The 26057-nt window shown below is 39.7% G+C and carries 21 protein-coding genes; 10 read left to right on the forward strand and 11 right to left on the reverse strand.

From position 1 onward, the window contains the following. Nucleotides 1–20 precede the first annotated feature (20 nt). From H6G79_RS13835 to H6G79_RS13850, 4 genes are all read left to right on the forward strand, one after another. A complete protein-coding gene (locus tag H6G79_RS13835; protein ID WP_190589469.1) occupies nucleotides 21–572 on the forward strand; it encodes an acireductone dioxygenase in 552 nt (183 codons plus the stop codon). Nucleotides 573–729: 157 nt separating this feature from the next. Next, on the forward strand, nucleotides 730–1362 hold the full coding sequence (locus tag H6G79_RS13840) for an HAD-IB family phosphatase (RefSeq protein ID WP_190589470.1): 633 nt from the start codon (nucleotides 730–732) through the stop codon (nucleotides 1360–1362). Further along, nucleotides 1350–1988, forward strand: a complete 639-nt coding sequence (gene mtnB, locus H6G79_RS13845) for a methylthioribulose 1-phosphate dehydratase (RefSeq protein WP_190589471.1) — start codon at nucleotides 1350–1352, stop codon at nucleotides 1986–1988. The genes H6G79_RS13840 and mtnB overlap by 13 nt, the downstream gene beginning before the upstream one ends. A gap of 135 nt (nucleotides 1989–2123) precedes the next feature. Further along, nucleotides 2124–2423 (forward strand): putative quinol monooxygenase, encoded by a 300-nt coding sequence (locus H6G79_RS13850; RefSeq protein WP_190589472.1) that lies wholly within the window; start codon nucleotides 2124–2126, stop codon nucleotides 2421–2423. Nucleotides 2424–2444: 21 nt separating this feature from the next. Here the strand turns inward: H6G79_RS13850 and H6G79_RS13855 are convergent, their stop codons facing one another. Together H6G79_RS13855 and glgA are read right to left on the reverse strand one after the other, a co-directional pair. Further along, entirely contained in the window at nucleotides 2445–2930 is a 486-nt protein-coding gene (locus H6G79_RS13855; RefSeq protein ID WP_190589473.1) for a hypothetical protein, read from the reverse strand. 302 nt (nucleotides 2931–3232) lie between these two features. Further along, a complete protein-coding gene (glgA, locus tag H6G79_RS13860; protein ID WP_190589474.1) occupies nucleotides 3233–4711 on the reverse strand; it encodes a glycogen synthase GlgA in 1479 nt (492 codons plus the stop codon). Nucleotides 4712–4892: 181 nt separating this feature from the next. Here glgA and H6G79_RS13865 point away from each other — a divergent pair, with 181 nt between their 5' ends. The 3 genes from H6G79_RS13865 to pcrA all read left to right on the forward strand — a co-directional run bounded on the left by H6G79_RS13865 (nucleotide 4893) and on the right by pcrA (nucleotide 8285). Continuing rightward, nucleotides 4893–5390, forward strand: coding sequence for a DUF4365 domain-containing protein (locus H6G79_RS13865; RefSeq protein WP_190589475.1), 498 nt, complete (start codon nucleotides 4893–4895; stop codon nucleotides 5388–5390). Then, nucleotides 5390–5842, forward strand: a complete 453-nt coding sequence (locus H6G79_RS13870) for a DUF4365 domain-containing protein (protein ID WP_190589476.1) — start codon at nucleotides 5390–5392, stop codon at nucleotides 5840–5842. The genes H6G79_RS13865 and H6G79_RS13870 overlap by 1 nt, the downstream gene beginning before the upstream one ends. 109 nt (nucleotides 5843–5951) lie before the next feature. Continuing rightward, nucleotides 5952–8285 carry a DNA helicase PcrA gene (pcrA, locus tag H6G79_RS13875; RefSeq protein ID WP_190589477.1) on the forward strand — a complete coding sequence of 778 codons (2334 nt, stop codon included), beginning with the start codon at nucleotides 5952–5954 and terminating at the stop codon, nucleotides 8283–8285. Between the two features lie 8 nt (nucleotides 8286–8293). On the opposite strand, the gene H6G79_RS13880 is transcribed toward pcrA, so the two are convergent. Both H6G79_RS13880 and H6G79_RS13885 read right to left on the reverse strand, forming a co-directional pair. Beyond that, a complete protein-coding gene (locus H6G79_RS13880; protein ID WP_190589478.1) occupies nucleotides 8294–9610 on the reverse strand; it encodes a recombinase family protein in 1317 nt (438 codons plus the stop codon). Nucleotides 9611–9625: 15 nt separating this feature from the next. Then, nucleotides 9626–9985 carry a VOC family protein gene (locus H6G79_RS13885; RefSeq protein ID WP_190589479.1) on the reverse strand — a complete coding sequence of 120 codons (360 nt, stop codon included), beginning with the start codon at nucleotides 9983–9985 and terminating at the stop codon, nucleotides 9626–9628. Nucleotides 9986–10479: 494 nt separating this feature from the next. On the opposite strand from H6G79_RS13885, the gene H6G79_RS13890 reads away from it, so the two are divergent. Next, nucleotides 10480–11724 (forward strand): DUF4912 domain-containing protein, encoded by a 1245-nt coding sequence (locus H6G79_RS13890; RefSeq protein ID WP_190589480.1) that lies wholly within the window; start codon nucleotides 10480–10482, stop codon nucleotides 11722–11724. 540 nt (nucleotides 11725–12264) lie between these two features. Here the strand turns inward: H6G79_RS13890 and H6G79_RS13895 are convergent. The 3 genes from H6G79_RS13895 to H6G79_RS13905 all read right to left on the reverse strand — a co-directional run bounded on the left by H6G79_RS13895 (nucleotide 12265) and on the right by H6G79_RS13905 (nucleotide 15765). After that, entirely contained in the window at nucleotides 12265–13218 is a 954-nt protein-coding gene (locus tag H6G79_RS13895) for a hypothetical protein (RefSeq protein ID WP_190589481.1), read from the reverse strand. 11 nt (nucleotides 13219–13229) lie between these two features. Beyond that, nucleotides 13230–14486 (reverse strand): AAA family ATPase, encoded by a 1257-nt coding sequence (locus H6G79_RS13900; RefSeq protein WP_190589482.1) that lies wholly within the window; start codon nucleotides 14484–14486, stop codon nucleotides 13230–13232. A gap of 169 nt (nucleotides 14487–14655) precedes the next feature. After that, nucleotides 14656–15765, reverse strand: coding sequence for a Gfo/Idh/MocA family protein (locus tag H6G79_RS13905; protein WP_190589483.1), 1110 nt, complete (start codon nucleotides 15763–15765; stop codon nucleotides 14656–14658). A gap of 198 nt (nucleotides 15766–15963) precedes the next feature. Between H6G79_RS13905 and H6G79_RS13910 the strand changes: the two genes are divergently transcribed. Together H6G79_RS13910 and H6G79_RS13915 are read left to right on the forward strand one after the other, a co-directional pair. Further along, complete coding sequence (locus H6G79_RS13910) at nucleotides 15964–19125, forward strand: PAS domain S-box protein (protein WP_190589484.1); 3162 nt, start codon at nucleotides 15964–15966, stop codon at nucleotides 19123–19125. Between the two features lie 409 nt (nucleotides 19126–19534). Beyond that, nucleotides 19535–21184 (forward strand): sensor histidine kinase, encoded by a 1650-nt coding sequence (locus H6G79_RS13915; RefSeq protein WP_190589520.1) that lies wholly within the window; start codon nucleotides 19535–19537, stop codon nucleotides 21182–21184. A gap of 69 nt (nucleotides 21185–21253) precedes the next feature. Here H6G79_RS13915 and H6G79_RS13920 read toward each other — a convergent pair whose 3' ends face one another. From H6G79_RS13920 to H6G79_RS13935, 4 genes are all read right to left on the reverse strand, one after another. After that, nucleotides 21254–21721, reverse strand: a complete 468-nt coding sequence (locus H6G79_RS13920; RefSeq protein ID WP_190589485.1) for a DUF4870 domain-containing protein — start codon at nucleotides 21719–21721, stop codon at nucleotides 21254–21256. Between the two features lie 73 nt (nucleotides 21722–21794). Further along, on the reverse strand, nucleotides 21795–22937 hold the full coding sequence (locus tag H6G79_RS13925; RefSeq protein WP_190589521.1) for a DUF1822 family protein: 1143 nt from the start codon (nucleotides 22935–22937) through the stop codon (nucleotides 21795–21797). Between the two features lie 80 nt (nucleotides 22938–23017). Next, nucleotides 23018–24190, reverse strand: coding sequence for a sigma-70 family RNA polymerase sigma factor (locus H6G79_RS13930; protein WP_190589486.1), 1173 nt, complete (start codon nucleotides 24188–24190; stop codon nucleotides 23018–23020). Between the two features lie 373 nt (nucleotides 24191–24563). Further along, on the reverse strand, nucleotides 24564–25607 hold the full coding sequence (locus H6G79_RS13935) for an adenosine deaminase (protein WP_190589487.1): 1044 nt from the start codon (nucleotides 25605–25607) through the stop codon (nucleotides 24564–24566). Nucleotides 25608–26057 lie beyond the last annotated feature (450 nt).

Genomic DNA, 26057 nt, shown 5'->3' on the forward strand with positions numbered 1-26057 from the left:
AATTCAAAATGGGATGAGCTATGGCGATTTTAAAATTAGAAGATGGCAAAATTCTCACAGATATCAATCACATTGCCCAAGAACTCGCACCGTTAAACATTCAACTCAATCGCTGGTCTGTGGGAGAAAATTCAGAGTTACATCATCTATTAAACCAAGATAGCCTCAACGAAGACCAAAAAAACCAAGTCCTGGAATTTCTAGATCATTATTTTGAAAAGCTACAACAAACAGCAGGTTATCAATCCCGTGATTTAATTGTGTTGCATCCAGCAATTCCCGACTTGGATGGATTTCTGGCAAAATTTTCCCAAATTCATACCCACGCTGATGATGAGGTACGCTACGTGATTGATGGTGAAGCCGTTTTTGGCTTCGTGCGTCCTGATGATAGCCAAGTAGAACTCACAGTACAACCACAAGAATATATCAACGTACCAGCCGGAACCGAACACTGGTTTTATCTCACCTCTGCGCGACGAGTCAAAGCTGTGCGTTATTTTATCGATACAGCAGGCTGGGTTCCTCAGTATACAGGTAAAGAGATTCGCACCCATCAAGCTGTTGCTTAACAAGGGTAAGGGACTTCCGATTAAAAATTATCACTGTGTAGGCAGGGAGCATTGGTTCGGCTACTTCGGCTGCGCTCAGTACAAGTACGCTCACCAACCAGGGATAGGGGAAAAGAGTTTTCTCGGAAAAATCAAATTAATCTAACAGGATGAAACTGTGAAGCGGATTGTTTTTTGCGATTTTGATGGGACAATCACTGTAGAGGAAACCTTTGTGGCGGTGCTAAAAAAGTTTGCGCCGGAAGTGGCTGGAAAATTTCTACCAGAAATGTATGCTCAAAGGGTAACACTGCGGGAGGGAGTCAAGAAAATTTTAGAATCAATTCCATCTTCAGAGTATGGAAAAGTTTTAGAATTTACGCGATCGCAACCCATCCGTCAAGGATTTATCGAACTGCTAGATTTTCTAGATTCCCAAAATGTCCCTTTGGTTGTGGTGTCTGGTGGACTGCGGGGAATGGTAGAAATAGTTTTAGGTGAGATAGCCCCAAGAGTAACAGCAATTCACGCCGTTGATCTAGATACGACTGGTGCTTACTTCCAAGTCAACTCTGATTATGAAGGCGGTACAGAATTAGTCGCCAAGGTGCAAGTCATGGCAAAATATCCGGCTGATGAGACAATTGCCATAGGTGACTCCCTCACAGATTTGAATATGGGCTTACAAGCTTCGATTGTATTTGCCCGCGATCGCCTAGCATATTACTTAGACCAACATCAAAAACCTTATATTCCCTGGAATAATTTCTCAGATATTCAGGCGTATCTACAGCAATTGTGGAAACTGTGATTGATCCTCGTACAGAATTAATAACAACAGCCCGTCACTTTTACCAGCAAGGTTGGATGGTAGGCACAGCCGGAAATCTTTCGGTATTATTGAGCGATCGCAGTTTTTGGATTACCGCTAGTGGTGTGTCTAAAGGCGAACTTTCACACAGTGATTTTGTCCGTGTTTATCCAGATGGCAAAATTGAGACAGCCGCACCGCATTTCAAACCTTCGGCGGAAACTGGTATTCACCAATTAATTTATCACCTGTTTCCTGAAGCCCATGCCTGCTATCATATCCATTCCATCGAGTCCAACTTAGTGGCGCGTTTTGTAGTGGGAGATAGTTTACTTCTACCACCTTTAGAAATGCTCAAAGGCTTGGGAGTGTGGGAAGAAAACCCCAGTTGTACAGTACCAATTTTTACCAATCACCTCCAAGTTTCCCAGATTGTGGCGGAGATTAGCGATCGCTTTACAATTAATTCACCCAAAATTCCCGCCTTACTCATCCGTGACCACGGTATCACTGTCTGGGCATCTTCTTGGCAAACAGCCCGTAACTACATAGAGTTGATAGACTACATCTTCCGTTATATGGTAGCTGTAAGACAACTGGGACTTGAGGGAGACAATAACAATTAATACAGCAGATTCGATGTTTATGAGGTACAGCAACTGATTGAAAAAAGTAATGAGTAATGAGTCCGAAATTTACTTATGACTCACTACTTAACAAAAGTGCTGTAAATGACTATTAACTATTAACTGAGGTACAAAATGTCTAATCAAAATCTGCGTGTTGTGGCTCGTTTTATTGCCTTACCAAATAAAGTAGAAGAACTCAAAGCTTTACTACTCAGTGTAATCGCACCGACCAGACAAGAAGCAGGTGTAATTAGTTACGAACTTCTGCAAAACCAGTCTGACCCAACAGATTTCACATTTGTTGAAGAATGGACTTCTGCGGAAGCATTGGAAACTCATTTAAATACACCTCATATCCAAGCAGCATTAGGCAAACTAGAAGGTTTATTAGCTGCTGCACCAGATATTAGCCGCTACAATCTTTTAGCGTAATACCCATCTCCCTTGTCTCCCTTATCCACCCACATTCACACCCGCCACTGAATTAGCCAGCTGTTCTAATTTTTGCGGACTGGTTACTTCCAGATACTTCGCAGCCATCTCCGGTGTCAGGAGTTCCAACATCAAACGATTTTCAATCCAAAATTCCACCACATCAAACACACCATTACGGCTACAAGCAAGCACTCGCCAACCTTCCTGTGCGCCAATACGCTCAATTTCTTCTATGCTGACGGGAACAGAAATTGCTGCATGAACTGACGTGTAATTTGCAGGATGTTCATTTATTTGAAATCCTGCTTGTCCTTGCCATACATCAGGGATAATTTCACTACCCAAGGGATAAAATTCAATTCCAGTACCAAACTCATCCCCCACGAACATCATATACCCACCGGGATTAGGTGAAAATGGTGCCACTCGACCGTGCATAATTTCTGCCATAACATTAGCTACGTGCTGAGGATTTTTGACAGCAATGGAAATATGGTGGAGCATAGTTACCTCTCAAAATATGAATCAAACCTGATATTTTGATTTATAGCTTGTGTTTAAATTCTGACATCTATCCTAAGAGATCCAATTAGCTCAAGAGTAACTTTGACATTTCACGTTATATAAAAAATTGTTAACAAGACAAGTTTGAAATTTCTAGAAAATCCACAAAATCAGCAACAAATATTTATCAATTTATATGTAGGTATGTATAAATTAGTAAAGGTGCGATCGCCATAGCAAACCGCACCTTTTAGGATGAAAATTGTATTAAATTAAACCAAGATAAATCTGTTTATGCTGACTTACCAACGATGTCTAATCCATTCGTAAATCTTTAAGTAGTCGGCTCCTGGAATGTTCCATGAGTAATCATATTTCATCCCTTGAATCGCTAATTGGCGGAACTCATCAGGTGACTGATACCACAAATCAATTGCCCGATTCATTGCCGATTCTAGGGCGTAATTATCTGTTTGATAAAATACATAACCATTGCGTTTTTCTGGTGGTAGATTTTGGTCGTAATCCCTATCAAATACCGTATTGACTAACCCACCAACACCACGCACAATTGGCACTGTACCATATTTTAAACCAATCATCTGAGTTAAACCGCATGGTTCGTAATTGCTGGGAACCACAATCATATCTGCCCCTGCATAGATGAGATGGGATAATTCTTCATTAAAGCCCAATTCTAAATGCACATCGGGGTGACTATTTAAAAATGCTTTTTCATGACGGAAATGAGCATTGATTCCTGATTCTGTGGCTGAACCCAGTAATACAAATTGTGCGCCTTTATTGAGTGCATGATAAATCGCGTGATGTACTAAATGCACACCTTTTTGATTATCTAACCGACCAATATAAGCAATGATTGGTTTATCGGCTGCATCAAGCAAGAGCCTTTCGCGTAAAGCTTTTTTGTTATATATTTTTTGTTCAAAATCTTCGTAGGTATAGTTATTGGGGATGTAACGGTCAATTTCAGGATTCCAAAAATCGTAATCTATACCGTTAAGTACCCCAGAGAATTTATCTTGATTTAAATGCAGTGTATGACCTAAACCACAACCCACTTCTGTAAATCTCGCTTCTTCTGCGTGGTTGGGTGAAACTGTGGTGACTGCATTGGCGTAAACAATACCCCCTTTCATATAATTCAAGGCAAAGGGGTTAAAGTTGTCACGCAGCTTATCGTATTGGAAATAGTAATCTTCTCGATTTAACCCTGTCGCCCAGAGAGTTTGAACACCGCCTATTCCCTGATGCTTAAAGTTATGGATGGTGTAGCAAGCTCGCTGATATTCCATACCATTGTATTTGTAAATCTCAGCCAGCAAAACAGGAATTAAGCCTGTTTGCCAGTCGTGACAATGGATAATATCAGGACGCTTGTTACTTTGATTTAAAAATTCTAAAGCGGCTTTGCTAAAGAAGGCAAAGCGCATATTGTCATCATCACAACCGTAATAACAGCCGCGATTAAAGAAATTGTCTTCGGAGTGGGGTTGAATAAAGAAGCACAGCCTACCATGCACCCATCCGCAATATACAGAACAGTGAATTGCTGCGCCATACCAGGGTACCCACAAGTCTTTGTAGGCATCATGCAGACCCCAAATATGGTCGTAGCGCATACAATCATACATGGGCAGAATAATCTCAACGCAATTGCCCCTGCCTTCTAATTCCCTACTCAGTCCGTAAACAACATCCCCTAAACCGCCTGCTTTGATTACAGGAGCGCATTCCGAGGCAATCTGTACTATGTACATTCCTAGTCCTCGCTATACAAAAATTTATATTAACTATACTGTTCAGTATATGCAATATGTACTCATTGACAAGTAAGTAAGCCAATGTTAATCACGAAAGCTTAATACAAGTGGTAGATAGTCGGGGTGTTTCATCTGCGGGCAGACTTATACTGAGGAGATTAGAGGGGTATTTAGTGTAGTGGATACAAGAGAAGTTATCGGAGAACGTGGCGAATCAATTTTTCGAGTTCTCATCACACGTAAACATCCTAGTCGTGGTTATTTATTTGAGCATCCGCGATTTTTAGGAGAAAAAAAGCGAGCAATCGATTTTTACGTAGAACTCTTTCATGATGAGTCTTTGATACCTTTCTTTTTTGTGCAAGTAAAGTCAACATCCCAAGGTTACACTCAAAGCGATCGCCGATTAAGAGTCAAAGTTAATGACAGCGATATGAAGCGTCTTGCAGCCTATCCTGCGCCTACTTATGTTATTGGTATTGATGAGCAAGCAGAGCAGGGTTATATTTTGTCAGGTAACGGCGAAAGTACCACAGGGTTTTCCAGTTTGTGTACAGATTATCCCCTCAACCCCGATGTATTGGCATTACTATGGGATGAGGTGAAAGCATACTGGACTTCTCCTCACCACGCAACCTTCCGATCAATTTTTTGCGATCCGAAATGGAGGAAGTAATGAAGCAGAATCTACAAAATTTTATTGCAGAACGCGCCGAATATCTTGCAGTTATGTACCTGACTCGTCGCAACGATTTAGTGATTGAAAGGATGAAGTCGGCTGATTATGGCTTTGATATTCTTGTAACGATACTACGAGATAACCTGCCGACTGGAAGAGTTTTTGGTGTGGAAGTTAAAGCACAAGACACAGCTATCAGAAATTTAAAAGATTTTTCACTATCTATTACCCAAAAAACAACTGAATATCTTCATAATGTGCCGTTTCCGCTATTTTTATTCTTGTTTACGATGGAGGATGACAAAGGATATTACAAATGGCTAAATCATGTTATTGCTGACTCTAACCAAGTATCTCTACAATGGCATTCTCTAGATGAGAATGGAATTAGACAGATTGTTGACGATGTAAATGCTTGGTACGATGCAAAGAGTCATTTTGCTGCATAAAAATACTCTGGCTTGATATTTGTGCGATCGCCCCAAATAAAAACTTGACAGGTGACGCTGCTAAAATACCTTATGACTAGCAGCGACAAACCCGCACACCTCACAAGCCATGACTACAACTATTGACTTTCTCAGTCACCTCAACCCTAGCCAACGTCAAGCCGTAGAACACTATTGTGGCCCGTTGTTAGTTGTGGCTGGCGCTGGTTCCGGGAAAACCCGCGCTTTGACTTATCGTATCGCTAACTTGATTCTCAAACACCGTGTGAATCCTGAAAATATCTTGGCGGTGACTTTCACCAACAAAGCTGCACGAGAAATGAAGGAACGCATTCAAAAGCTGTTTGCGGAACAATTGGCGATGACGCAACACGGGACAAAATTTGATTTATTACCAGAACACGAACAAACAAAACTGCGATCGCAAGTTTACCGCACAACCATCAAAGATTTGTGGTGCGGTACTTTCCACAGTTTATTTTCAAGGATTTTGCGCTTTGATATTGAGAAATATCAAGATGAAAAAGGGCGCAAATGGAATCGAAATTTTTCGATTTTTGACGAATCAGATGCCCAATCTTTAGTTAAAGAAATCGTCACCAAACAATTAAACCTCGACGATAAAAAGTTTGAGCCGCGTTCTGTTCGCTACGCCATCAGTAACGCCAAAAACCAAGGTTTATCACCCCAAGACTTTGAAAAAGAACAGCCAAATTATCGCGGACGAGTAATTGCTCAAGTCTACAGTTCCTATCAAGATAAACTAGCAGAAAATAACGCCCTAGATTTTGATGATTTAATTCTTGTCCCTACCAAATTATTTCAACAAAACGAGCAAGTCTTAGGTTATTGGCATCGCAAATTCTGTCATATTTTAGTTGATGAATATCAAGATACCAACCGCACGCAATATGATTTGATTCGGTTGTTAGTAACTAATGGAGAAGATAGAAAAAGTGAATGGAATTGGCAAAATCGCTCAGTCTTTGTCGTAGGCGATGCTGACCAATCAATTTATAGTTTCCGCATGGCAGACTTTACCATTCTGCTGGAATTTCAAAATGATTTCGGCGATGGTTTACCGGATGAAGATACCCGCACAATGGTGAAGTTAGAAGAAAACTATCGCTCTTGTGAAAATATTTTACAGGCTGCCAATGAATTAATTGAAAATAACACCCAACGAATTGATAAAGTCCTAAAACCAACGCGGGGAAGTGGTGAACAAATTCATTGTCACAAAGCTGATGATGAACTGGCGGAAGCAGATTTTGTGATTCGGCAAATTCGTACCTTAGAACATCAACATCCCGAATTAAATTGGGGTAGTTTTGCAATTTTGTATCGCACTAACGCCCAATCTCGCCCCTTTGAAGAATTGTTGGTGAGGAATCAAATTCCTTACACAGTTGTGGGCGGAATGAAATTTTATGACCGCAAAGAAATTAAAGATGTGATAGCTTATCTCAGAGCGATCGCTAACCCTGCTGATACAGTGAGTTTATTGCGGGTGATTAATACTCCCCGACGGGGAATCGGTAAAGCCACCATTGATAACTTAATTAACGCCTCCCAGCAATTAGGTGTCAGCTTATGGGAAATTCTCAGCGATGAAACATCTGTTAATACATTAGCTGGGCGTTCAGCAAAAGCGGTGAATAATTTTGGACAAATGATTGGCCGTTATCAAGAACAAGTCGCAACGGTTCCAGTCTCGGAAATTGTTATGGGTTTGTTAGAAGAATCTGGTTATGTCCAAGACTTGCACAGTCAAGGTACAGATGAAGCAGAAGACAGAATTCAAAACGTCCAGGAACTTTATAACGCCGTTTTGCAATTTCAAGAAGAAAATGAGGATGTTTCCTTAACAGCCTTTTTGCAAAGTACCGCCTTAAGTTCTGATTTGGATAATTTAAAAGAAGGACAAACAGCTGTTTCTTTGATGACTCTACACGCTTCTAAAGGATTGGAGTTTCCCGTAGTATTTTTAGTAGGGTTAGAACAAGGGTTATTTCCTAACTATCGTTCAATGAATGATCCCGCATCCTTAGAAGAAGAACGCCGCTTGTGTTATGTAGGAATTACCCGCGCCCAAGAACGGTTACATTTATCCTTCGCCCGTGAACGCCGTTTATATGGTTCACGAGAACCCGCACTGCGATCGCAATTTCTGGACGAATTACCCCCAGAATTATTAACTAGTCAAAGTAAAGTTCGGCAAAATTATCCTAGGAATGCTGCAACAAATAACGAAAAACAAGAAGGATCTCACAATTGGCAAGTTGGGGATCAAGTCCTACACAAAACCTTTGGAATTGGCGAAATAACTCACGTTTTCGGTTCAGGAAATAAAATATCTGTGGCGATTAAATTTGCTAGTTTAGGTCAAAAAATTATTGACCCCAGAGTAGCACAGTTGCAAAAAGTTGATGGAAAGCCTTAAATGACTTACTAAAAAATAAACACTATTCGTAAATCCCATTGTTTATCTTCACGGCTAATTTCAATTTGGCGAATAAATTCTCGCAGGTAAAAGCGTCGTTCTGTTTCTGACAAATCTAACCAAAATTGCGGAATAGAAACGGCTTGGGCGACAGAACGCAGATTGACAGGAGGGAGTGTGGCTAACTTGGCTTGGAGTGCAGAGATTTCGGTGCGGATTTTGTATTCTCTAAGTTTTGCTGTTTCTGCATCTAAAATACCAGTTTCAATTAAAGCAGGTAACTGAGCTAATATTTCTTGTTGACGTGCGATCGCATCGCCTAAACTATTCTTGACAGTATCCAACTCTGGAGAATTCATCCCGGCTACTGCTAATGGTAAATCACGACAAACTTTAGCGATCGTCGATTCTAAAATGTCTTGGTAAGGAATGGCGCGACACTTGGGACTGCGAGGACAATTAATCGGACGTAAATAAAGATACTCTTGGTCTTGGTAGCGACGGGTAACGCGAGTGACTGTTGTATGAGATTGACATTCGCCGCAGACAACTAACCCAGCTAAAGAACGGGGCGCACTTGCAGTTCGAGATGGTAAGCGGCTATTACGGCGTAACAGTCGGTCAATTTGGGCTGCTTCTTCTTTAGAAAGAATCGCTGTATGGGTATCAGAGATAATTTCACCGTTGAGATAAGCGGTATCTCCCCGATAAACAGGATTTGTTAACCAGCGTCGCCCAGTGGTAACAGAAATTTTCTTCGCATATTTTTTTGCTAAGTAACGCACTGCGCCCCGCAAGGAACCGTAGAGTAAAAAGTGATCAAAAAAGTCTTTCACAACGGGGGAGGTGCTGCGGTCAATAATATATTTTCCTTGACCACGGCGATAACCATAAGGTGCTTTTCCGGGTGGCGGTGCGGCTTCAAGACGATTCCGAGCGTGTCCTTGACGAATACGCCGACTTCTTTGTTGATATTGAATTTCTTGGATTAGTTTGAGTAACTCAGCCCGAAACTGGGATTGCTCTGATGTGTAGGATTGTTCAGTCGCAATCACAGCTACACCCATCGCTTCTAATTCGTTTAAGCGATCGCTGACTTCCTTTACAGTATCACCTAATTCTTCCAGACGACGAACCAGCAAATATTCTACTGGTTCATTTTGGCAGTCTGTGAGTAATTGTTGTAATTGCGATCGTACAGTACATCCATCAGCATTTCTCTTAGCCAAATCTTCATAAATCCGTTCTACCTCCCATTGCCAATTAATGTTTTGTGGAACAGAGTCTAGGAGAGGGTCACAATAAATGTAGGCAATAACTTTCATCAGTTAATCATTCAATCACTGCTGACTGATCTCAATTACATTTCCGTCGGGATCTTGAGTAAAGATGGCGGAGCGACCAGAGGCGCTGGCTTGAATAAGATAATTTTGACTCAGCAGTTCTTGTTTAGCTTGTTCTAAATCAGCTACTGCAAAAGCGATATGGGGATTACGTCCCCATTTTTCGTTGGGGTTATCGGTTGGTACTGTGGATGCGACTATGAGATGAACTTGATAGTCGCCGACTTGATACCATGCACCAGGATATTTTAGGGAACGGTCAATTTTAGATAATCCCAACACTTGAGTGTAAAAGTTTTCAGCGCGTTCTAAGTCGGTAACGAGAATGGCTGTATGAAGGCTTTGGGTAATCTGCATAGTTACTAAAGTTCGCTTTTATTTAGATTTTGACGTATTAGCTGTGCAACTAGATTAAATCCCAGAATTGGAGATGAGATCACATCTGGGCAAGGGTTTGATAGCTTGAGCCTCACAAAAGTCATGAAACTTTGACAATGCTGAGGAGTAGAAAACTCAAATGTCATTAAATCATAACAATATGATCCCGCCAAAGCTATTAAATTCGTAAAAGCCCGAAAAAAGTACCTTTAGACCCCTTGATCAATACCGAGGGTTACTGGTTAATATTTACTTAACAAAACGACTCCTCCGATCCCGAAAAATGCTTACCCAAGCATTCAAGGAAATTGAAAGGGAGTGACCCTCATTTTAAAAGCGAATTAAAAAACTTTAAAAACTGGGCAAAACCAGGAGTCAGGAATAAGAAATTCATCTGAGAAGAATGACTTTTTTATCAAACATTCTCTAACTCAGAGAGATAATTACCTTTCAAACTACTGGAGGCCAAATTAATGGCAAAAGAACGCCCACCGCTAGAGGAGATGACACTGAGACAACTACGTAAAGTTGCCAGTGAGTATAGCGTCTCCCGCTATAGCCGAATGCGTAAATCACAGTTGTTGGCAGCAATTCAAGAAGTGCAGCGCAGCAAAGCGTCCCTTAGTCCATCTCGTTCACTTGAGGCACAGGAAACCGTGGAAGCAGCAAAATTTGAACTGGGTCAAGAAGACCGTACAGGTGGCTCTCTGGCTGATGTTGATGAAGGACTCGCCGATCTACCGGGTGGTTATGGTGAAAGCCGGATTGTACTTTTACCCCGTGATCCCCAATGGGCTTACACTTATTGGGATATTCCCAATGATCATAAAGAAGAACTGCGTCGTCAGGGCGGACAGCAATTAGCACTGCGGATTTATGATGTTACCGACATCAGTCTTGATTATCAAAGCCCCCACAGCATCCAAGAATATCCTGTTGATGAACTAGCAAGAGAATGGTATTTACCTATTCCTGTGAGCGATCGCGATTATGTTATCGATATTGGTTATCGGACTTTTGATGGTCGTTGGTTAGTTTTGGCGCGTTCTGCTCAAGTACACATTCCTCCTGTATACCCATCTGACTGGATTGAAGATGTCTTCATCACTGTTAATTTTGAAGAAGACCTGCGCGGTAGAACTCTGTACGAACTAGTACCACCAGCTAAGAAACTGCCAACAGCAACTGGTACAAATGGAAACCCCATCTACGACCACATCTTTGGTTTAGCAGAATCTGCCGAAGCACAACGGGTTGCAGGTTCTCTGTTTGGTTCTATGCAGCACGTAGCTGGTTCTGTACGCCCCGAACAGGCTATCAGTTCCTACGTCTTCCCATCTGGTGTTGGTATGTGGGCTGTTCCCACCGTGTCTGGTTTAACCATGTCTGGTGCAGGAATGTCTGGTGTTGGCTTCTCAGCTTCTGCCGCACCCATTCGTCCCCGCCAGTTCTGGTTAATTGCTGATGCGGAATTGATTGTTTACGGTGCAACTGAACCTGATGCGACTGTAACAATCGGCGGTCGTGAAATTAAACTGAATCCCGATGGGACATTCCGCTTCCAGATGTCCTTCCAAGATGGTTTAATTGACTACCCAATTTTGGCTGTGGCTGCTGATGGTGAGCAAACACGCTCAATTCACATGAAGTTCAATCGTGAAACACCATCTCGCAATACGAATACCAAAGAAGAAGCTATTCCCGAATGGATTTTCTAAATAATCCACAATTAGAATTTTGAATTATTACCCGCTATAGTAAGTCTTTCTATAGCGGGTTTTTATTATCTTCGTAACTGAAGAAGTCGGGGATCTGAGCCTCGATTTTTTTGATAACTATGACATCAAAATTTGACAAACAGTCGTGAAATCAATACGGTTTGGTTAACAAATGTATCTGTTGAGGTGAGCAGGGGGGCGGAGGAGCTTCAGGTGCAGGGGAGAGCGTAGCTTCGTTCCCCCTTTCACCCCTGCACCCCTGCACCCTTGCTTGCCTACACAAGTAAGTTTCTTATCCGAACCGTATTGGCCGTGGAATTTCATACGCGCTAAATAAACCCCTCATACCATTTCACTTTAAAAATGATACGGATATGCAAGTAGCGCCTCGACTTCTCCTGACGGAGACGCTGCGCGAACGCTCGGCGACCAGAAGCAGAGTTGCAGAGGAAGCGATTTCTATCAGTAATTTCGTGAAATGGTATCACACTGGAAGTCTGGCGCTATCAAACATATACGCTTCTTCATATCGATTTGGGATTACTCCTGCTCAATCAAACCATATAGAATTTTGAAGAAAAAAGGAATGTGGTTTTTAGCATCACATTCTTGTTCTGAATAAAATTTTCCTATCTCTAGCGTTAATCCATCTCTAAACGCCCGTTCTGAACTAGTCCATGCTTGAGGCGGTTGAATCTGTTTCCAATATTTTTTGGCTTTAGCAATTGTCAGTAAAGCTAAACTTAAGATGTTTTTATCGAAATTATTTTGACTATTTATAAAATTTATTTTCCAAGAAGTTTGAAAATTTTTGATATCATCAAAATCTAAATTTGAACAGTAGTTAATTCGATTAAATATTTTTTCTAAGTTATTTTGTAAATCTATATCTTCATGCAAACTATCAACTATATCAAGATAAACTTGCTCAAGATTCACAACTGAATCTTGATAGACAGGTGTATTTGAGTAATTGTCCAAGACTAACTGAATATCAGGTGTTAAAAAGTATGCTTCTTTGTGAACTAAGCCAGTCACCCATATACGATGATTTATACAATTCCCTTCATTAATTTTAGCTTTCTCATATAAATTGTAGAAAATAGAATCGGTATCTGTAAAAGCGTAATCGTTTTTTATGCTGGCTATTTGAATATCTAAATCTACAATGGCAAATAGCTGATGGGGACTGAGATAAGAGTTAGCAGGATTTTGATTATGTAAGTCTAAAATACTAAAAAATGTATTTAATACATCTTGGCGATCGCCGCAATTGATAAACTGAGGTCTATACTGCTTCCACCATCTTGGAACGCAAGCATGATAAAAGTTAGCATCAGGCATTTTATCCATATTTCTGTACGATTGAGGCGATAATCTACCTGACGTTTTTGGAATTTCGCCTTCACACAGTATAACTATTTTGTTGAGGATTCTTCTATCTTCTAGAATATATCGACAATGCTCTTCTAGCTCTGCTTCACTAAGACCCATATTTAGTTATTTTATAATTTGTTTGGCTTGATAAGTTTTGGTGGTAATTCTTTAACATGAGCAGGGGTAACTGCTTGACATAGCTCATAAGAATGAGTTGCTAAAATATATTGATTGCTAGGCGACCATTCTTCTAAATCCCTAACTATTTGATATTGCCAATCTGGATGAAATGCTATTTCAATTTCATCCATTAAAACAATTGCATTTTCTATTTTATTAGATTTAATCCATACATAGATACATAATTTTTTGAGTTCACCGTGACTTAAATCTTCTGGGTAAAGTTCTACATCATCATCGTCTCTTTTAAAGTTAACACCAGATAAATCTTTATTTATATTGATTTTTTTATTATTTAATACAGAATTTAAATCCTTTAATAATGTTTTATAATTATCACCGTAACCTCCTGTTTCTATAGCTTGTCTAAAATCTTGATCACGAGCATCAGTAAAAGATTTAATCAGAATATCTATAGCCATAAAATCATAGGTGAAAAAATTAGGTAATTTAGTTTTATCTTGTTTTAAACCTAAGTAATAGTCATTTTCACTTTGATTATTAAATAATGATTTTCTGGAGTTAGCTGAAAGAAATAGAAAAATCTGTGAAATATGTGCTGCCAAGAATACTTTCTCTGATAAATTAATCAGAAATGATTCTACATCATTTATCTCTAAATTATCAAAACGGCACAGTAACATTTCTTTGGAAGAATCAACATTATCAGTATATACATCACATATATATCCTGTTTTATTACTCTGAAGATATTTAGAAAATATTCTATGGAAATATTCTTGTCTGTGTTTTTTTTCGTATAGTAAATAGAATGTTTTTCCAAGACTATATTCTGATTGATTTTTTTTTATGTCATCATATACATCCTTTCCTGAAAGATTATTCTCACTAATTTCACTATCATTATTTTCTTGTTCATAGGTATCTAATACAAAAGATTCTTTACAAGTAAAAAACTCAAGCTCTATATTTTGTTTGCCATCCCAAATATCAATTATTGCCAAAACTCGCTTATCAGAGTCTTTATCAATCTTAAAACCTTCAATTAAATTTTTTAAAAAAATTTTTCTATCTTCATGAATAGAACAATGGAGTAACACAAAAATTAATTGCAATAGTGTACTTTTACCACCGCCATTCAAACTACCAAGTGGAAATATACTAGGAGTAAATTCTTTTTCAAAAGAAATATCAACATTTTTTAAAACACGAAAATCAGGAACTCGAATTCTCTGCAAAAACATAAAAACTCCTAGTTTTTAGTATTGATTAATACTTTTAAATAAAAAGATACTTGCTCATCTCCTCTCGAATATGTTCTATTATGGCTGATGAAAACTTATGCAGTCACAATTATTGGGAAAAAATAATTATCTATCAACATCTGCATAAGTTATGTGAATACTGCTGCTCTTAATTTTGCAGATAATCTTCCAAACTGGGAACATCAACCCAACTGCTAGTTTGATGAGATTGATGGGATAAATCCATTAATAATTGGGAATAAACCCCTTCTCGTAAAGATGGGACAACTGACTGTTTTTGGTCAATTCCCTGTAGCCATTGGTCTACTACGCGGATGAATGCAGAAATACGTCCGTCGGTGAAGTTTTGGGTAAACATTAACGACTGAGGAATTTCAATTTCTGTGAGTGGTTGTCCGACTTGGGAACCCCAAACGCGAAAACCGTGGATGTAGTCTTTTTGATTTTCGCTGCCTAAGACTAATGTACCGCGATCGCCATACACCTCTAACCAATGAGTGCGCGGTGCGTGAACTACCGCACTAATATTCAGTTGACAAGGTGTGCCATCGGCTAATTCCAGGGACAACAAACAATTATCATCGGTTTCCACTGGCTTGAGTTGATTGGTGCTGGGGTCAAGGCGGTTGGGGATGGCGGTACTTAAATAAGCACTTAATCTGCGGACAGGCCCAAATAACCAATAAATATAATCAAAGGCGTGGGAACCCAAAGACCCCAAAGCACCACCGCCTTGGGCTTGAGACGAATACCAATTCCACGGGCGAGAAGTATCAGCGCGAGAAGAACCAAACCAATCAATTTTAATCAGGCGTTTGTTACCGACATAACCTGATGCTAATAAATCTGCAAATAATTGCCAGCCGGGAACAAAGCGAAATTCAAAATCTACTACCGCAGTTACTTGATTTGTAATTGCTAATTGATATAATTCTTTAGCTTCAGTTGCATTTAAACTTGTGGGTTTTTCTAATAATAAATGTTTACCTGCTTTTAGTACAGTTTTAGCCATTTCATAATGCAAAAATGGAGGTGTGGAAATACTAACTGCTTGTACTTCTGGGATGTTGACAATATCGGCAATATTAGTACAAGCATGAGGAATATTATGGGCATCAGCAATAACTTGGGCTTGATGAATATCCCGATGATAAACAGCAACTACATTAGTTCGAGGATGGGCAATCAACCCAGGGATATGAACTTTTTGACCAAATCCAGTCCCAACTACAGCCACACCAACTACATTTTGATTCATGGTTAATTCTGCACCTCTAAATTAAATTTAACAATAGCAAGACTATTTACATTAATCATCTTGAATAATTATCACAATATAATACGATAGTGATGACCTTCATTACAGAGGAAACGTCAGCGATCGCTCTGTAATGAATACTTGTTTTAGATTTTGGCTTGGCTTTTATTTCGCTGTGTCTCCAGCGTGATTTATGTTATGACTGCTGAAGATCATATTTTCTCACCTGTAAATGAATTGGTATTATCCGAAGAAGCCTTTTTCTTTGAGCGATCGCTTGATCTGCTGTCGGTAGTTGGTCTGGATGGCTACTTTCGGCGAATCAACCCAGCATTTACTCAAATCCTGGGTTACTCAGAAGCAGAATTTTTAGCCCGTCCTTTCTTGGACTTTGTGCATCCAGATGACCATATTGCCACCTTGGCAGAAATGGAGAAAATCAAGGCAGGCATACCTATATTCAATTTCGAGAATCGCTACCGGACGAAAGATGGAGATGATCGCTGGCTAGAGTGGACAGCATCACCACAAATTAGCAGGGGTGTGATTTACTGCGTGGCGCGAGACATTACCCAGCAAAAGCAGACAGAAGTTACCTTACAAAACATCAACCAGGAACTAGAACAGCGCATTGCCGAACGGACTGCCGAGTTAGAACAGGCAAATGCCGCACTGCGGGAGAGTGAAGAACGCAATCAATTAGCAATGGAAGTTGCCCGGATTTATACCTTTGAATGGGATGTAAGCACCGATGCAGTCAAGCGATCGCCTCAATGTGGTGTGATTTTAGGGTTAACTCCATCATCAGCGCAACAAGACACAGGCACAAATTTTTTTCAGCGTGTCCATCCTGATGATCGCGATCGCTTCAAAGGAATTATACAAACACTCAAACCTGAGAATAGCAGCTACAAAATTACCTATCGACTCCTGCGCCCAGATGAGCAAATAATCACCTTCGAGGAAAGTGGACGCGGATTTTTTGACCAGCAAGGAAAGTTAATTCGCCTAATTGGGATGGTGGCAGACATTACAGAACGTCAGCGACTAGCAGCCGAATTAGAATCAAGTCGGGCAACCTTGCAACAGCAACTAACAGAAATTGAGACTATCTACCAATCTGCCCCCATTGGCTTAAATGTTCTCGATCCTGACCTGCGTTTTGTGCGAATTAACCAGCAATTGGCGGAAATTAATGGGTTTTCTGTAGAAGAACATCTTGGGCGCACCATCCGCGAGTTGTTACCTGACATTGCCGATACTGCCGAACAATTAATCCGTCCGATTTTTGACACAGGAGAACCATTACTGAATGTTGAAATTCGCGGGGAAACTCCGGCACAACCGGGCGTAGAAAGGGTTTGGTTAGAAAAATTTTTGCCGTTGAAGGACGGAGAACGTGTGATTGGTGTCAGTACTGTGTGTGAAGAAATTACTGAACGCAAACGCACCGAAGAACAACTACGTCAATTCAACTTGCTGATTGAGTTATCTTATGAACCGATACTGGTATGGAGTTTTGAGCAAGGCATTATCAGTTGGAATCAGGGTTGTGAGCAACTGTACGGTTATACAAGAGAACAAGTCATGGGGCAGAATACCCATATTCTGCTTCAAACAGTTTACCCCTTACCATTAGCGGAACTGCTTACCATCTTAGAACGCGATCGCCAATGGACAGGAGAGTTAAAGCATACTACTCATACAGGACAGCAGGTAATTGTAGAAAGCCGTCAGCAACTAATTGAGACGAACGGACAGAAACTAGTTTTAGAAACAAACCGCGATATTACCGAACACAAAAAATCCGAGTTAGCCCTACGTCGTTCAGAAGAACGTTATCGCACCCTGTTTAAGACGATGGAAGACGGTTTTTGTGTAATTGAAATGTTGTTTGATGAAAACAACAAACCAGTTGATTATTGCTTTTTAGAAATTAACCCTGCTTTTGAGCGAGAAACCGGACTTCGACAGGCAGTTGGTAAAACAGCCCGGCAACTTCTTCCTAATTTAGAAGAATTTTGGTTTGAAACTTATGGCAGAGTTGCCCTCACCGGTGAACCTGTGCGCTTTGAAAATGGCTCTGAGGTTATGAATCGCTGGTTTGAGGTTTATGCCTTCCCCATTGAACGGGCAGAAAACCGTAAAGTTGCCATTTTATTTAAGAATATTAGTTATCGCAAAGCCATAGAAACCCAACGAGAAAAATTACTCCAACAAGAACAAGCCGCCAGAGAAGCTGCCGAACGCGCCAATCAAATCAAGGATGAATTTTTGGCGATTCTCTCTCATGAATTACGAACGCCCTTAAACCCGATTTTGGGTTGGGCAAAAATGCTGCAATCACCCAAGATGAATGCCGAAAAACTCCAGCATGGCTTAATTACGATTGAGCGGAATGCCAAACAACAGGCGCAACTAATTGATGATCTCCTCGATATCTCCCGCATCATTCGTGGTAAACTCTCCCTCAGTTTTGGGGCTGTGAATTTATCGGAACCAATCGCTGCGGCTTTAGAAACTGTGAATTTAGCAGCACAGGCAAAAGCGATTAAATTAGATGTGTTACTAGAGCCATTAAAGGCTTATGTCAGAGGGGATGCAGGCAGATTACAACAAGTCATCTGGAATTTACTCTCAAATGCCATCAAATTTACCCCCCACGGTGGACAGGTAACAGTGCAACTCACTTGTATTAATAACCATGCACACATTCAAGTGAGTGATACTGGTAAAGGCATCCAAGCAGAATTTTTGCCATTCGTGTTTGAGTTATTCCAACAACAGGATAGTTCCACAACTCGGAATTTTGGTGGGTTAGGGTTGGGGTTGGCGATCGCACGTAAAATTATTGAAGCACATGGGGGGAGTATCAATGCTGCCAGTGCCGGAGAAGGACAAGGGGCAACCTTTACGGTACAGTTACCTTTAATGTCTGCATTAAATCTCCATACTCCTGATGATTCCGACTCTCAAAAACTGAGTATAGAAAATCTCCGCGTGGTGGTGGTTGATGATGAGGCCGATTCCCTCGAACTGCTGAAGGTAATACTGGAACAAGAAGGCGCACTTGTCAAAGAAGTATTATCTCCGATTAAAGCCCTACCTTTGTTAGCTACAACACCATTCGATTTGCTAATCAGTGACATTGGAATGCCAGACATGGACGGCTACACTTTTATTCATCAAGTGCGTCATCTAGTACCCCAATTTAACCGAGATATTCCCGCGATCGCTTTGACTGCTTTTGTTGGGGAGACAAATAAACGTCAAATCCTCGCGGCGGGATTTCAAGCACACCTAGCTAAACCAATTGAACCGCAACTACTACTAGATGCGATCGCTACATTAATCACTTGACATTCCTCGAATTAATTTGAGCCTAGTACAACAGTGAAATGCTACAACATTGGATCTAATGTATTTTATAGTGATTTTCACTTGGGTAAAATACAAATTTATCTGCGTTTATCCGCGTCCATCTGCGGTTAATTATTTTTCTTATACCTCGCTGAGTCGAGAACTGCTATATTTTGTTTGATTAATTAAAATAGATTTTTTCATATTAGTAATTTTACCGAAACTTTATAAAAATTAATTTTTATTCTTTTGTATATAAAAATCAGAATATATTTCTCAACAAACCTGGACAAATACTCGAAAAACCAATATCTATAAAATTAGATTACCGTAGAGTAATCATGCAATGACATGGTTTACAATACATAATCCATCCCAAAATTTATCTAAAAATATTGTGTATAGACGAATGTATGCGCCTACTAAACTGAAATTTTCTCCCTCACACTTAGTCACTATCACAGTACTACTAACCTTACTTTTATTTATTCCGCAAATTTGGCTGAATTGGCAAGCATATTATAATTTTAATAATATTACTAAAAATGAATTTAGATTACAAAAACTAAGTGATGAAATTGTTTATCTTGATGAAGTATTAACCATGTCGGCCAGGATGAATGCTGCCACAGGTAACACAATGTGGGAAAAACGATATCGTCAATTTGAACAAAAACTAGATGGAGCTATTCAAGAATCTATTAAATTAGCACCTCAAGCATATAACAGTGAAGATGCTAAAAAAATTGATGTGGCTAATCAGAAGTTAGTGAAAATGGAATATCAATCTTTTGATTTAGTGAAGGATAATAAACAACAAGCAGCACAACAACTACTTTCTAGCCGTGAATATGAAAATCAAAAGCAAATTTATGCTGATGGTGTTGCCAAAAGAAGATTGAATATAGCATTAGAATTACAACAACAAGTTGTTTATTATCGCCAAAAAATATTTTGGGCAATTTTAGGGTCTATCATCAGTTTAATATTGCTGATTCCCTCATGGCTATTGGTATTGAGATTGTTACAGGAATATTTAAAAGCCAAAAAAATTGCTCAACTTGCCTTAGAAGAAACTAATTTGGCGCTAGAAACAAAAGTTGCAGCCAGGACAGAAACATTAAACCAGAAAAATATAGAACTAGAAAATACCTTGCAAGAACTACAAAGTACTCAAATACATTTAATTCAAACTGAAAAGATGTCTTCTCTTGGTCAGTTAGTTGCTGGTGTGGCTCATGAAATTAATAATCCTGTTAATTTTATTTACGGTAATTTAAAATATGCGCGGGAATATACTCAGCAATTAATGGATTTAATGAATTTATATCGACAAGAATATTCGGTTACTAATTCGCAAATAAATACTAAATTTAAAGAGTTGGATATAGAATTTATTTTGGATGATTTGCCTAAAATTTTATCATCAATGGAAGTTGGTGCTGATCGTATCCGCGAGATTGTACTAACATTACGTAACTTTTCTCGTCTTGATGAAGCCGAAATGAAACCTGTAGATATTCATGAAGGTATTGACAGTACTTTGTTAATTTTACAGTATCACCTGAAAGGTAAGACTGGTCAGCAAGAAATTAAAATCATTAAAGACTATTGTGAGAATTTACCTCAGATTGAATGTTATGCAGGTGGGTTAAATCAGGTGTTTATGAATATATTAAATAATGCTATTGATGCCCTAAGAGAAAAGGAAGTTGAAGAATTAAAGCAAAAAATTAAACAACAGACTAGTTATATTCAGATCCAAACACAAGTTAAAAACGAAAAATATATAATTATTCGCATTAAAGATAACGGTTTTGGTATACCAGAGGAAGTTAAAAGTAAACTATTTGACCCATTTTTTACTACTAAACCTGTGGGTAAAGGTACTGGCTTAGGATTATCTATTAGTTATCAAATTATTGTAGATAAGCACAAAGGAAATATTATCTGTAATTCTTCATCAGGTAATGGTACAGAATTTGTGATTGAGCTTCCTATCAAGCATATATGGGAATCTGATTTTGTTTCCGAATCTAGTTGTGTAGATAGGGAATAGGAAAGAAGCTTTATCTGGGTGTAGTATTTTTTTAAATAAAATATAGTTCCCAGGGTTAATTTATTACTTTCATCTTAAAATTCGCATAGTCAAAGGATAGCGATAATGTTCTCCGTGATAAGCTTTGATACCAGCAAATGTAACTAAAAATGATTGTAATAAAAATAAGGCAATAATTAAAAATGTCCAGACCAGAAGTAACCCATCTAACACCGATTTGACTTCATTGACTGCACCATTAGTTGTGATGGCAATACCACAGCTACCCAAAACGAGTAGTAAAGAAAAAATAATCACCACTAAAGTATATAAAGTTAAGGAAATTTGAAAGTTTAAAGATTCTCTACCTTGAAAGTCAATCCAAGGATATTTAGCTTTTTTCAGTCGCCAAATGACCAAGGGTAATAGAATATTCAATGGTAAATACAAGGGAATACCCAGAAAAACCAATCCAAATAACAATAGCCATGCTACTAAAGCCGAAAGATGACATAACATCGCCCATGTACGCATTTGTTTTTGGACTTGTTTTCTCATGGCTTGTGAATGAGGAGATGGATAAATAGAATCTCTACTTACCACACTACCGTTAAACTAGCAGGAGAAAAGTTTAAAATTTAAGTATTTCTCGCTCATAATTTTCGGGTAAAGGTTCTACTTCCCAGACGATACCTTCCCCTGGTTCTAAAGCCACTTCAACAAACAGTTGTTCGACTGCGGTTGTAGCTATATCTTCGTTGTTGGGAAATGGCTGTAAGTCTTCTGTTAGCAGGCGCAGTTTAAAACCGCCGGGAATGGCTGCGCCGACTGTGGCGTTACGCAACTCAAACCGCCAATAAGGTGAGTCTGGTTCGCCTTGGGGGATAATTGTCAGTTCGTAGATTTGTCCGGCGATCGCTAACTGCCGTGATATATTTGCCTCAGTTGCTCTATCTTCGACACTCCGCGCCGCCGCACTTAATTCTAAATTCCATCGTTCCCAACCAATTGCTTGAGCAAGTTGCGATACACCACTTTCTAACCATTGCAACACAGAACGCTGTTCGGGTAAATTAATCCGACGTTCATATAAATTTTGTCGCCAACCGCTATGTTCAATTAACCCACCCCACAGTTGAAAAGGAATCGCTAACCGAGGGGTGATGACTTCCGCATTACCGAGGCGGTTAATTAAGTTTTGGGCTTGGGCTTGTGGTAGGGTGGGAATTACCGCAACAGTGGTGCGTGTTGCTTCGGCTGGACAAAATTCCCGCGCCACAGCTAAAACACTGATATCAGTAATTATCTCACTAGCATTGAGAGAATAGGTGCGATCGCCTGGATCATAATTACCCTGCTGCTTGAGTTGGGTGTGAGTACAATAACCCCAAACCCTGACATAACCTGCATCTGCTTCTACTTGCACCGCCAAATAATAATCTCCCACCCAACTCGGTAAATCTATCCATTCTTGGGGTACACGTAATTCACTGAAATCAATATTTTCACTGGGAACTAAGATAAACCTTGTTGCATCTACTGTAACAGCAGTTCCATTTACCAGTTCCCAAAAACTGGATAATGCAGTGGTAGTTGGCCAAACCTTTGCCTGTGGTGTAAAGTCCTCCTGTAACCAAGGTAAGACAGCATTCAGGCAAAGTTCATTCAAATAAGCTTGATATTCCGCAGTGGGATGAGAAAAAGCCTGACTACCTTGGGTAAATTCGGAAATCTCTAAAATTAAGTCTGTAGAATTAGCAAAAGTAACAGTCATAGCGGTTTCTCCAGGGAAAGGTTTGGCTTGTTTTGGCGCTACTAGGGAACATTCTCTTTCCCGCACAGGCTACAAAGAATTTAGCTAGAAGATGGACTGTAGTAATTTTGTAGCCATTCTTCCATCACAGCACTCATACTTTTAAGTAAGTCTGATGTCAGAGAAATATGCAGGCTATCTTGGCACCAATTAGCTAAAGACCGCAACAAAACCTCCTTAGCTTTCGTCAGTCGCCGGGAAACAGTATACTGCTTGATATCTAATTGTTTGGCGATCGCATCTTGATTGAGTTGCTTTGCGTAGTATAGTTGCAATATTTCCTGAATTTGGGCTTCTAATTGAGCGATCGCAGTTGATAATACTTGGTTAATCTCGCCTTGCTGTTGGCTTTTAGTTTGGGCTTCTTCTTGGGCGATGATTTCGTTAATTAACGATTCTTGTGTCCCCGGTAAATTATCCAATAACTCAAATCCATCATCACCGCCTAGAGAAACATTCAGAGAATCGGGGGTGGGATAAAGATATTTACGGACAGCTTTTGCCGCACTGAGTAACCATTTTTCCAGAGTTGGAGAATTAGCAGGTTGGCTGGTTTGGGAATTGTAGAATTTGGCGATCGCTTCCCAAGTGGCATCATCTGGGCGAGATAATTGGCGAGAATTACCTGCTTTGCTGGGAACATACAAAGTTTTAAACCCATTCCAAGCCAAAACATAGGCGTGAATTGTCTCAGGAGATAAACCAGCATTTTGCAAAGATTCTACCAACCGCTTTTGACTGGTTTTGCGTAACAAACCCCAATCGCTACAGATATCAACTTCTTGACGCTGGCGCAAAGTTTCGCGGATAGCAGTACTAAAAATCAGACTGGCGTAGTTTTTTAAGGTACTGCTTTGGGAAGGATTAAAATTTTTTAAGACAAGTTCAACTTGAGCGATCGCAATTTGGAAACAATCCGCCAATTTAAACTGGCTACTGGTGAAAGCTGCACTGGTTTTTTGCGATATCCAATAACAAGGTTCTTGTAAATAAGCTGTGAGATGTTGTCTCGCTAAAGCGGCGGCGGCTGAATCTTGCCAAAACTTATACCAATACAGCACCCAAAAATATTCCGAATTTTCTTTTGGTATTTGCTGAAGACAACTTTGGATGCTGCGACGCAAGCGTGATTCCGTCGCCCACCGACTGAAGCGATCGCCTTCAAACTGCACAAAAGTTGAAAAAATTTCAATAATGCTTTGTCGAGGTTGCATAAAAAAATTACAAGTCGACCGATAAAATAACGAAGCCTGCACAAACTTTACTACAAGGCTAGGAAATTTTGGACAATTTTTATCCGGTTTCAGGGGAGTAGCAATAGAACAAGTAATTGGTAGATGCACCCTGATAACTAATTCCCCTGGCTGGTTTACACCAACTGGGGGATTTTTTTTGCCTTGATTTCCTAAATCAGCAAAATTTTATCCGGTTTCAGGGGAGTAGCAATAGAACAAGTAATTGGTAGATGCACCCTGATAACTAATTCCCCTGGCTGGTTTATACCAACTAGGGGATTTTTTTGCCTTGATGGCCTAAATAATGTGACTTTGAAAACCTTTGGCGTAAGTCCTGTAGCTGTTAAATAGTTTAATCTTTCATCGCCATAACTTTGGGAGTTTCTGGTTGTAGTAAGCCATTTAACAGTGATGCTGGACGGTGGGTATAAGGCCAAGCAAAGGCGTGGCGAAAAGCCGCTTCTTGACAAGCTTGTAACTGTGCAAAGCTAATAATGTCGTAAGTCAAGAGATTTTCATATTCAAATGGCAAACGGACATTGTGTAACCCAGCATTATCTGTACAAATCGCAATATCTACCCCAGCTTCAAAACAACGGTCAAAAACTAATTTGAGTTGGCGGATATCTTGTAAAGTACCTGTTTTAATGTATGTGGTTGGACAAACTTCTAAACACTGTCCGCGTCTGGCAATTTCTGGAAGTAACTCTGGAGACAATAACGGAATTTGGATACCGTGACCAATGCGTTTGAGATAAGGTAAAAGTTCTGGGTAACAACCGGCCGTGGTTTCGTAAAGGTGTCCGGTAGTGTTCACACCTTGCGATCGCGCATAATCATACAAACTAATCCATTCTTGCAGGCGATCGGCGTAATAGCTATCACCCCCAGCCACATCTATTCCACACACATATTGTCTGTTCTCCACAGCCAAATCAATAATCGCCTTATTCACCTCAAACGGCAAGCGCGAGTGCATACACAGAATTTGACTCGTCACAATCGGACATTCTTGAATATGACTCGCTTTACCCACCACATCCACAATTTCTGCCATTTTGTCAATTCGTTGTGATTGACTCAGATGTTCTGGTGTCCGTAGGTATGGAGTATAGCGCAGTTCCAGATAAGCCAAATTTTCAAATATATAAGCACCCCGCACCAAGCGATAAATAAAGTAAGGCAAAGTCTCCACAGTTTGCACACTTTCCACCAAAGTATGCAATTCCAAATATTCATCTAAAGTGTTACGAGGTCTGGTATAAAAATCTTCAAACTCCCCGTAGTTAGGAAAGCGAGAAATTAATTCTGTAGAATGTCGCTCAAAATATCGCCATAAAACGCGCGGTACAACGGAACCGCCCAAATGTCTGTGTAATTCAGCATGTAAAGCCATAGTAGTTTCTTTAGAAAATTTTATTAATGGTAACAAAAACATTAAAAAGAAACCTCTATACGGAGAGTAAGATTCTGTAAAGCTACGGTTAATTATTAGAATTTAGGCAAAAATTGCGAATTTTATAGTTAATAACTAGCAGAAAAGCAATCAGCAATTTGATTTGATTTTTGAATAAATTCCGTACAGAACAATTAAGACTTCTGTATACAGAAGTCTTAAGTCAAAACTTAACGATATTAAGGATGATAACTACAGCAGTTTTCATCTCAGTCAAGTAAATTTTTCTAGTCCTATAGGACTCATATTTGATTTCTGAGAAAAAATCGGTACACCCAGATCAGGCTTCTTTCCTACTCCCTACCTACACAACTAGATTCAGGAATCAAACCGTATTCCTATAGCTCCTAGCCTAAACGTTTGTCATCACAAGTAATTTGACAGATAACA

The organism is Anabaena sp. FACHB-83 (assembly GCF_014697485.1).
In the GTDB taxonomy this organism is placed as follows: Bacteria; Cyanobacteriota; Cyanobacteriia; order Cyanobacteriales; family Nostocaceae; genus Nostoc_B.

Excerpts from the sequence above, each read along its gene's own strand:
- glgA (WP_190589474.1), bottom strand. The coding sequence starts at position 4,711 with ATGTACATAGTACAGATTGCCTCGGAATGCGCTCCTGTAATCAAAGCA.
- pcrA (WP_190589477.1), top strand. The coding sequence starts at position 5,952 with ATGACTACAACTATTGACTTTCTCAGTCACCTCAACCCTAGCCAACGT.
- H6G79_RS13885 (WP_190589479.1), bottom strand. The coding sequence starts at position 9,985 with ATGCAGATTACCCAAAGCCTTCATACAGCCATTCTCGTTACCGACTTA.
- H6G79_RS13890 (WP_190589480.1), top strand. The coding sequence starts at position 10,480 with ATGGCAAAAGAACGCCCACCGCTAGAGGAGATGACACTGAGACAACTA.
- H6G79_RS13920 (WP_190589485.1), bottom strand. The coding sequence starts at position 21,721 with ATGAGAAAACAAGTCCAAAAACAAATGCGTACATGGGCGATGTTATGT.
- H6G79_RS13915 (WP_190589520.1), top strand. The coding sequence starts at position 19,535 with ATGTATGCGCCTACTAAACTGAAATTTTCTCCCTCACACTTAGTCACT.
- H6G79_RS13935 (WP_190589487.1), bottom strand. The coding sequence starts at position 25,607 with ATGGCTTTACATGCTGAATTACACAGACATTTGGGCGGTTCCGTTGTA.
- H6G79_RS13905 (WP_190589483.1), bottom strand. The coding sequence starts at position 15,765 with ATGAATCAAAATGTAGTTGGTGTGGCTGTAGTTGGGACTGGATTTGGT.
- H6G79_RS13850 (WP_190589472.1), top strand. The coding sequence starts at position 2,124 with ATGTCTAATCAAAATCTGCGTGTTGTGGCTCGTTTTATTGCCTTACCA.
- H6G79_RS13925 (WP_190589521.1), bottom strand. The coding sequence starts at position 22,937 with ATGACTGTTACTTTTGCTAATTCTACAGACTTAATTTTAGAGATTTCC.
- H6G79_RS13835 (WP_190589469.1), top strand. The coding sequence starts at position 21 with ATGGCGATTTTAAAATTAGAAGATGGCAAAATTCTCACAGATATCAAT.
- H6G79_RS13895 (WP_190589481.1), bottom strand. The coding sequence starts at position 13,218 with ATGGGTCTTAGTGAAGCAGAGCTAGAAGAGCATTGTCGATATATTCTA.
- H6G79_RS13930 (WP_190589486.1), bottom strand. The coding sequence starts at position 24,190 with ATGCAACCTCGACAAAGCATTATTGAAATTTTTTCAACTTTTGTGCAG.
- H6G79_RS13855 (WP_190589473.1), bottom strand. The coding sequence starts at position 2,930 with ATGCTCCACCATATTTCCATTGCTGTCAAAAATCCTCAGCACGTAGCT.
- H6G79_RS13910 (WP_190589484.1), top strand. The coding sequence starts at position 15,964 with ATGACTGCTGAAGATCATATTTTCTCACCTGTAAATGAATTGGTATTA.
- H6G79_RS13870 (WP_190589476.1), top strand. The coding sequence starts at position 5,390 with ATGAAGCAGAATCTACAAAATTTTATTGCAGAACGCGCCGAATATCTT.
- H6G79_RS13880 (WP_190589478.1), bottom strand. The coding sequence starts at position 9,610 with ATGAAAGTTATTGCCTACATTTATTGTGACCCTCTCCTAGACTCTGTT.
- H6G79_RS13900 (WP_190589482.1), bottom strand. The coding sequence starts at position 14,486 with ATGTTTTTGCAGAGAATTCGAGTTCCTGATTTTCGTGTTTTAAAAAAT.